Annotated in this window: 8 protein-coding genes and 2 pseudogenes; 4 read left to right on the plus strand and 6 right to left on the minus strand. The window is 69.1% G+C overall.

Annotated features, from left to right (window positions below; all coding sequences use genetic code 11):
* Positions 1–107: 107 nt before the first annotated feature.
* Positions 108–572, plus strand: a complete 465-nt coding sequence (locus tag ACR2FV_RS02735) for an SRPBCC family protein (RefSeq protein ID WP_434014172.1) — start codon at positions 108–110, stop codon at positions 570–572.
* Positions 573–613: 41 nt separating this feature from the next.
* Here ACR2FV_RS02735 and ACR2FV_RS02740 read toward each other — a convergent pair whose 3' ends face one another.
* Together ACR2FV_RS02740 and ACR2FV_RS02745 are read right to left on the minus strand one after the other, a co-directional pair.
* The gene (locus ACR2FV_RS02740) at positions 614–1,243 is read right to left on the minus strand and encodes a response regulator (protein WP_434014171.1); all 630 of its coding nucleotides are present in this window, start codon (positions 1,241–1,243) and stop codon (positions 614–616) included.
* Positions 1,244–1,247: 4 nt separating this feature from the next.
* Positions 1,248–2,087 (minus strand): annotated as a pseudogene (locus ACR2FV_RS02745) (sensor histidine kinase); the annotation flags it as partial.
* 435 nt (positions 2,088–2,522) lie between these two features.
* Between ACR2FV_RS02745 and ACR2FV_RS02750 the strand changes: the two are divergent.
* The 3 genes and pseudogenes from ACR2FV_RS02750 to ACR2FV_RS02760 form a co-directional block, all read left to right on the plus strand.
* Complete coding sequence (locus ACR2FV_RS02750) at positions 2,523–2,981, plus strand: DUF6326 family protein (RefSeq protein ID WP_434014170.1); 459 nt, start codon at positions 2,523–2,525, stop codon at positions 2,979–2,981.
* Positions 2,982–3,040: 59 nt separating this feature from the next.
* The gene (locus ACR2FV_RS02755) at positions 3,041–3,181 is read left to right on the plus strand and encodes a hypothetical protein (protein WP_434014169.1); all 141 of its coding nucleotides are present in this window, start codon (positions 3,041–3,043) and stop codon (positions 3,179–3,181) included.
* A gap of 156 nt (positions 3,182–3,337) precedes the next feature.
* A pseudogene (locus tag ACR2FV_RS02760) lies at positions 3,338–4,030 on the plus strand (serine hydrolase domain-containing protein); the annotation flags it as partial.
* Here ACR2FV_RS02760 and ACR2FV_RS02765 read toward each other — a convergent pair.
* From ACR2FV_RS02765 to ACR2FV_RS02780, 4 genes are all read right to left on the minus strand, one after another.
* A complete protein-coding gene (locus tag ACR2FV_RS02765) occupies positions 4,002–4,952 on the minus strand; it encodes an acyl-CoA thioesterase (RefSeq protein WP_434014168.1) in 951 nt (316 codons plus the stop codon). The pseudogene ACR2FV_RS02760 and the gene ACR2FV_RS02765 sit on opposite strands and share 29 nt — an antisense overlap.
* 85 nt (positions 4,953–5,037) lie before the next feature.
* A complete protein-coding gene (locus ACR2FV_RS02770; protein WP_434014167.1) occupies positions 5,038–5,217 on the minus strand; it encodes a hypothetical protein in 180 nt (59 codons plus the stop codon).
* 255 nt (positions 5,218–5,472) lie between these two features.
* Complete coding sequence (locus tag ACR2FV_RS02775) at positions 5,473–7,284, minus strand: alpha-amylase family glycosyl hydrolase (protein ID WP_434014166.1); 1,812 nt, start codon at positions 7,282–7,284, stop codon at positions 5,473–5,475.
* Positions 7,285–7,705: 421 nt separating this feature from the next.
* Positions 7,706–8,195 (minus strand): transposase (locus tag ACR2FV_RS02780; protein ID WP_434014165.1); only part of this gene is annotated, 490 nt, incomplete at its 5' end.

The raw sequence follows: 8,195 nt of genomic DNA on the forward strand, positions 1-8,195 counted from the left end.
GCCGATACCTGCGACCAGACCCCACCCTCGCGGCCAGACCCGCCGCGCGCTAGCGTCAAGGTGATCCTTCGGCATACCGAGGGGCGACGTCGGCCTAGGAGATTCCCGTGAGTGACCAGAAGAGCACGACCGTCAGCCGGACCATCGATGCGTCCAACACCGACGTCTTCGAGGTGCTGTCCAACCCGGAGCGGCACGTTGAGCTCGACGGCTCCGGCTTCGTCCGGTCCGTGGACCAGGCCGACCGGATCACCGGCACCGGTCAGGTGTTCACCATGAACATGGAGGGTGACCACATGGGCGGGGAGTACAAGACCGACAACCACGTGGTCGGCTACGACCCGGGCAAGCTGGTGGCCTGGAAGACCGCTCCGGCGGGCACCGAGCCGCCCGGCTGGGAGTGGGTGTGGGAGCTGACCCCGCAGGGTCCGGAGTCGACCGAGGTGAGCTGCACCTACGACTGGAGCCGGGTCACCGACAAGGACCTGCTCGACAAGGTGGGCTTCCCGCTGGTGACGCAGGAGCAGCTAGAGGAGACCCTCAACAACCTGGCCGCGGCTGTCGCGCCCTGAGCGTTCTGCATGCTGGTGTGGTGAGCAGGCGCTCTCGGCGCTCAGGGTTGCACTCGCCCGGTCTCGTAGGCCCAGATGACGATCTGGACACGGTTGCGGGCACCGACCTTGTCCATGAGGCTGCCGACGTGGAACTTGACCGTGCTCAGACTGATGTAGAGCTCGGTCGCGATCTCCGCGTTGGTCAGCCCCCGGGCCACGGTCACTGCCACCTCCTCCTCCCGCTCGGTCAGCGGCACCACAGGCTGGGCCCGCTTCGGGGAAGGGGCGGACTCGGCGAAGCGGGCGAGTAGGCGGACGGTGATGCTGGGGGCGATCAGCGCGTCGCCTTCGGCGGCGGCGTGGATGGCCTGGACCAGCAGGGCCGGGCCGGCGTCCTTGAGCAGGAACCCTCGGGCGCCGGCCCGCAGGGCGCCGCTGATGTACTCGTCGGTGTCGAAGGTGGTGATCACCACCACGGCCAACGGGTCCTCGACGTCGGGTCCGGCCAGGCGTCGGGTGGCCTCCACACCGTCCAGGCGGGGCATCCGGATGTCGAGCAGGCACACGTCCGGGCGCAGTCGGCGGGCCAACTCCACCGCCTCCAGGCCGTCGGCGGCCTGGGCGATCACGTCGTTGCCGGGGGATCGTCGCTTCGACCATCCAGCCGTGCTCCGGTCGTGGTCCCGCATGGAAGGTCCCTCCGAGCAGCGTCACCCGCTCAGCCATGCCCACCAGGCCGTAGCCTGTCGATCCCGCGGAGAGCTGGCCGCGCTCACCGTCGTCGCTGACGCTCAACCGCACGGTCTTGGTCTCCCCGGCGACCCGGACGTGGACCTGGGTGGCATGCCGTGCGTGACGCAGCGCGTTGGTGATCGACTCCTGGGCCACCCGGTACAGGGCCGCCTGGACCGAGGGTCGCAGGTCGTCGAGATTCCCGTCGAGCTCGACGTCGACGCGCAACCCCGGGGCGCCGTCGGCGGTGGCCAGAGCCTCGATGTCGGCCACGCCGTGTTGGACGGACAGCTGCGGTGTGCCCTGGCCGCGGCGCAGGGTCCCGACCATGGAGCGCATCTCGGCGAGGGTGCGCGAGGCCTCGGTCTCGATGACGTCGAGGGCCGCTGCGGCTCCGTCCAGGTCTTGTGAGGTGGCCAGGAACTGCCCGGCTTGCGCCTGGATGGCGATGGCGGACACGTGGTGGGCCACGATGTCGTGCAGCTCGCGGGACAGCGTCTCTCGCTCCTGGAGTCTGACCTGCTCGAACGCCTGGTCGCGGACGATGCCGCGGTAGCGGATGGAGAGGCCCAGGGCGGCCGGGAACAGCAGCACGACGATGCCGCCGACAAGGTCGGTGAGACCGGTGAAGTCGGTGGTCGCGATCACCACCACCTCCACTACCACGATCACCAGGCCAATCGCTGTCTGCCTGGTGCTTCCCCACCGGAACAGCGCGTACACCAGAACCAGGACGAAAGCGCCGGCGACCAGGACGAAAGGCTCGCCAAGAGCGAGGACAGAGCCCAGGTCCAACACCACGAGCGCGCCGAACGCCAGGGCTACCGTCGCAAGGGGGTGTGCGGCGCCACAGCATCGTCAGCGCCAGGGTGGGCCCGAACGCGAACGCCAGCGGTCGCCATACCATGCCGTCGCGGACGAGCACCTCGACCAGCGTGGCACCTGCCACCGTCGCAGCGAGGACCCAGTCGCGCCACACCCGAACCGGTGGTTCCTCGGCCTCGGGCTCCATCCTGAGCCACCCCAGCGCTGTGCTCACGAACCCCAGGGTACGGAGTCGGGCAGGTACGGCGGATCGACCGAAAGAGCAGTCCCCCGCTGTCTGTTCGGTCAGGTCGAGACTGGCCCCGCTCCCGGTGTGCCACGAAGACAACGCAAACACACTGGATCTGGCAAGCGCCACCGGGGAAGGGTCCCCGGTGAGACGACCACAACCAGGCAGTAGGAGCCGATCCCATGAGCACGACGACCATGACCAGACCAACGAGGCAGTACCGAGACACCCGAGTCGATGTGAAGCTCGTGCTCAGCGCGCTATGGGTCGTGATGCTGTTCGTGTTCGCCTACGTCGACCTCTTCGCGTTCTTCCGGGCTGACGTGCTCGGCGCGGCGCTCGAGGGGACGGTGGCGACCACTCCGTTGGCCGTCAACCAGGTGTTCTTGACCTCCGCCCTGATCTTCATCCTGCCGGCCACCTTGATGATGGTCCTGTCCCTCGTTCTCAAGCCACGAGTCAACCGGGTCCTCAACATCGTCGTCAGCCTCTTGTATGCGGTCATCATCATCGCGTTGTGCATCGGTGAGACCTGGGTCTACTACCTCCTGGGAAGCGCCGTCGAAGTTGTGCTCCTCCTCGCGATCGCCCGCTCCGCGTGGACATGGCCGGCACCTCGGAGCACACCCGCACTGCCATGATGGGTACTCCCGGTGAGCGCAGTCCTCGGGTCCGCCGAGGCGGCTGAAAGGAGGCACGTATGGACCTGGAGACTCGCCTCACGGAGCTGGTGGGCGGCTACGACGCCCGGCCCGACACGGGTCCCGTGCAGCTGCATCTGGACCGGGCGGGCTGGCAGTGGTCCTACGGAGGTGACCATCCGTACGTCCTACGGAGGTGACCATCCGTACTTCGTGGCCTCGGTCACCAAGCTGTTCACCGCTGCGCTGATCCTGCAGCTGGCCGACGCCGGCGAGCTCGTCCTGGACCGACCCGCCGCCGAGCTGCTGCCGGCGCAGATGATGCGCGGGCTGCACATCAGCGGTGGGTCGACCGGGGTGGGCAGATCACGGTGCGGCACCTGCTGGCCCATACCTCCGGTCTCGCGGACTACTTCGAAGGCGAGCGTGCCGACGGGGGCACGACGGCCGACCTGGCCTTCGAGCACGACCTCTCATGGACCCTGGACGACGTGCTGGAGATCACTCGCGGCATGCGGCCGGCCTTCGCCCCGGACAAGCCCGGCAAGGCGCGGTACTCGGACACGAACTACCAACTGCTCGGTGCGATCGTCGAGGGCTTGACCGGTCTGTCCTTCGCGTCGGCGGTCGCGGAGCGGATCGCGGCGCCGCTGGGCCTGACCCAGACCTACGTCTTCGGCTCGGAGAGCTTGGACCGCTATGCCGAGATCGCACCGATGCTGAACGGACGCGTCCGACTGCACATCCCGCATGCGATGGCCTCGTTCCAGGCCGACGGGGGCGTGGTCTCCACCCCGTGCGGTGACCGGCTTCCGGGCGCTCCCACCCCTGGTCGGGCATTCCGGGGCATCGGGTGCCGCGCTGTTCCGCGCCGCGGATCTGGACCTGGTGATCAGCGGCACTGTCAACCAGGTGACCAAGCGGTCGATGCCCTACCAGCTGATGATCAAGGCCGTGCGGGAGGTGGCCAGGACGGTGTGAGGTCAGGGGTCGACTCGCCGACGGTGACGGCGTCCGGGCTCATCCTTTCCTCGCGCGGAGCCGCATGAGGGCCAGGGCGTGGGCATCGAGGCGCTCGTCCTCCTCCGACCGGGGATGCCAGGTGGGTGTCTCGACCGGCTTGCCGTCGGCCAGCGCGACGAACACGGTCAGGCAGTGCGTCGTCAGCGCGAAGTCACCGGTCTTCGGATCGGCGGAGCTGACGTGCACGGAGATGTGAATGCTGCTGTGCCCCGTATGCAGCAGCCGCGCGCTGATCTCCACGAGGTTGCCGATCGGGATGGGGCGGTAGAAACGGATGCCACCGGAGTAGACGGGCAGACAGTCCCGCTTGCTCCACTGCAAGGCGCACACGCGGGCCGTCTCGTCGATCCAGCGCATCACCGTGCCCCCATGGGTCTTGCCGCCCCAGTTGACGTCGGTGGGGGCCGCCAGGAAGCGCAGCACCGCTTGGGGTGCGGTGCCTGCGGGGGAGTAGGTCTGCTCTGCCATGGCCTGCTCGATGGCCTTGCGGACCTCGATCCGCTCCGTCGCCCAGTCGGCCTCGCGCTGCTGCTCCGGCGTCACGGGCTCCCACGGTGACACGGGTGTCGGCCGTTTGCTTTCAGCGTCGAGGGCGATGAAGATGACGACGCAGGTGGAGGTCGGCTCCAGCTCACCGGTGGCCACGGGGCCGGCGCTCACCCTCACCCGGATGTGCATCGAGGACCGGCCGGTCAAGATGACGTGGGCCGAGACCTCGACGAGCTCGCCGGTGTGGATGGGGCGGTCCAAGACCACGTCGCCCACGTAGGCGGTGACGCAGTAGGCCGAGCTCCAACCCACTGCGCACGCGTAGGCGGCCCGGTCGACCCACTCCAGCACCCGGCCACCCGACACGGCGGAGCCGCCCAGATCCGCGACGTCGGTCGGCGCCGCCAGGAATCTGAGGGTCACCGAGCCGGCGTCGCTCCCTGGAGGGGGGATATGCACAATGAGACCCTACTGAGTCCGCGGAGGGTGCTGGACGACTGATGCCCATCAACGCCAGGCAGAGTTATCGGATCATGTGACCTGGTCACCGGATGACCCTGCGGACGCGGCGCATGAGTTCACTGCCCAGCAGACGCGCGAGCTGCTGGCCCAACTCGATCAGCGGCTCCGCGACCGTGGCGTCGCTTCGTCGATCTTTGTTGTCGGTGGTGCCGCGACCGGCGCGCGTGGCGACAGGGTCACCCAAGACGTCGATGGCACTCACCGACAACAACATGGTGCTTGAGGAAGCACGGGTCCTCGCCGCCGGCGGGGCTGGCCACAGCGAGATCCAAGCAGCTCGAGTCGCCAATCCGCAGCTACTACACCGACGACATGCTTGCGTTGATTGTCGATGGGACTGACGTCGAACGCGAAGTAGCCCTTCTCGCCGAGGACGCGTCCCGAATGCTTCACCGGCGCCGCCGACCCGGTGGCCGAGAGCGCCGACGGCGGATAGCGAGCGAGGATAGGCACCGCCCTACGTGTCCTGGGAGTAGAAGAGTGCGGCATACGGGCCGATGGTGATCCGGGCGTGCTGGGGGTAGCCGTCGCACCCGTGCGGCTCGGTGTCGAGGTTGGTGACGTGCACCGCGCCCAGACCGGGCCCGTAGAGCGGAGCGTCGGTGTTGCAGCGCACTCGCCATCGCCCGGGGCGGGGCAGCCCGAGCGGGTAGCTCCATACCGGCGTGGTGCGCAGGTTGAGCACCACCACCGTGTCGTCGCGCGGACCGCCGCTGGACCAGCGGTGGAAGGCCAGGATCTTGCGGTCGTCGTCGACCCGGATGACGCGGGTATGCCGTCCGGACAGTCCGCGGGTGGCGCCCGAGAGGTTGCGGCGCAGCGCGATCAGCTCCCGGACCAGGTGCAGGAAGCCGGCGTGCCGGTGGGCCTTGTCCCAGTCGAGCGGGGTCTGGTCGTCGAACCAGCGGTCCTCCAGGAAGTCCTGACCCTGGAAGAGCATGGGCAGGCCAGGGGAGGTCAGGGTGAGCACGAGGCCCAGCACGGCGCGGGTGCGCGCGTGCCAGGAGTCGGCCGCCCCCGGGGACACCGACTCGGGCACCCGGCTCCGGCCGTTGGCCACCTCGTCGTGGGACTCGGTGTAGATCACCCGCTCGTGCGGCGCGCCCAGGCCGTGTCCGATGACGGCGTGCGCGACGGCATACAGGTCGCGGTCCTCGTCCCGCGGCGTCTCCAGGGCGGCGCGGACGGGGTGCACGAAGCCGGCGTCCCACTGAGAGTGGAAGCCCAGCCCGCCCTCGCCGCTGGGCCGGGTGACGGTGGGGTCGCGCTGCATGTCCTCGGCGATCAGGATCTTCCACGGCTGGCGGGAGCGGAGGTCGGCGGTCGTCGCCGCGAGGAACCGGTGCCCGGCGGCGATGCGCTGGCCGGGGTGGTGGACGTTGCCCGACCGGGAGCGGATGTATTGCGTCGCGTCGAAGCGCAGACCGTCGACGCGGAAGTCCTCCAGCCACATCACCGCCGAGTCGCGCAGGTAGTTGCGCACGTGCTTGCGGTCGTAGTTGGGCCGAGTCGCCCCCCACGGGGTCAGCGCCCGGCGGTCGTTGTAGAAGTAGCTGCCGCCGTAGCGCGGCTTGCGGCCCCCGTCGAGACGCCACAGGTGCAGGTCGCCCGGGCCGAGGTGGTTGTAGACCACGTCAAGGATGACGGCGATCCCGCGGGCGTGCGCCGCGCGGACGAACCGGGCGAAGGCCTGTGGGCCGCCGTAGGAGCTCTCGATCGCGAAGGGGTGCGAGGGGTTGTAGCCCCAGCTGATGTGCCCGGCGAAGGCGAACGGCGGCATCACCTCGACGGCGTTGACGCCGAGCCAGGCAAGGTGGTCGAGCCGGTCGATGGCCCGGTCGAACGTGCCGGCGCGCCATCCGTCGGCGGCGAAGGTGGGGATGTGCAGCTCGTAGAGCACCAGGTCGTCCCATCCGGGCATGGCGAAATGATCCTCTCCCCAATCCAAGGACCGGGGGTCGAAGACCACGGCATCACCGTCGGAGTGGGTCACTTGTCGGGCGACTGGGTCGATGCGGGAGCGGTAGGGTCCGCCGCTGCGGATCAGGAAGCGGTAGTGACTGCCCGGGCCCGCGCCGGGCACGAACGTCGACCACGTGCCCGATCGCGCGTTGTCGCGGACCAGCCACGCCTTGTATGCCGGGTCCCACCCGGAGAAGTCCCCGGTGACCGCGACCTGGCGCGCGTTGGGCGCCCACACCCGGAACGTGACCCCGCCGTTGTGCGGGATGGCCCCCATGCCCGCGCGGAGAGAGGGGGAGCTAGGCACAGCCATACATCGTAAGCGGTGCAGACCGCAGCGATGTCGGCCGCGCGACTCGCGGCCTTTGAGTCGGTTGGTTGCCCAGGCGTGCGAAGGTGCCTCTCCAGAACTCTTCAGAAGTAACAAGGTGGGGTCGGGAAGATGGAGCTGTCCCTGTTGGTCAACCGCGAGATCGTCCGCCCGATCCGGCATGGCGTGTATGCGATGGCGGGGGTGCCGAGCGGTGCACTAGGTGGCTGGTGTCGAACGGCGGTCAGTGGGTGATGGGCCCGATCGCTTGAGCGGCGCAGTCTGGGGGAAGTCACACCAGATGGCTTGAGTGATCGTCACCTGGGTGGCGCGATCAAGGGGTCCGGAGGTGGTGTTGGCGCGTAAGGGGGACTGTGTCGGTCGCTGATGGGGCCCGCTGGGGTGCCCGTGGGGCGGCTCAGGCCACGGTTGCCCAACTCCGAGGGGGTGCACTGGTGAAGCAGAGCATGCCGAGGCGGGCCAGGTTGACTGCCGCGCCCAGGAGAGCGAAATCGGCGGCGACCTTCTCGGTGCCCCGGACCCGGGCCCGTCGCCCCCCGTGATGGCGACGCATCAGGTGCCCGATCTTGCGTTCCACCTTGGGCCGCGTGGCCCGGTAGTCGGCGACCCAGTCCGGGTGACGTTGTCGCCTGCGGGCATCGGCCAGCGCCTGCTCGTGGGCGCCGACATGGACGGTCCGTCCGGCGGTGGAGCGGGTGCACTGCTCACGCAGCGGACAGCCGGTGCAGGCCTGACCGAAACGGGCCGTTCCCGTGTGGTTCTTGCCCCGGCGGATCGGTGCGCTGACCCCGGCCGGGCAGGTCACCGTGTCCTGCTCAAGGTCGATGTCGAAACGGTCCTTGGTGAACATGCCTGCGGCGGCCACCGGCTGCTGGGTCTTGCACTTG

Origin of the sequence: Ornithinimicrobium sp. (assembly GCF_051004135.1) — a bacterium.
In the GTDB taxonomy this organism is placed as follows: domain Bacteria; phylum Actinomycetota; class Actinomycetes; order Actinomycetales; family Dermatophilaceae; genus Ornithinicoccus.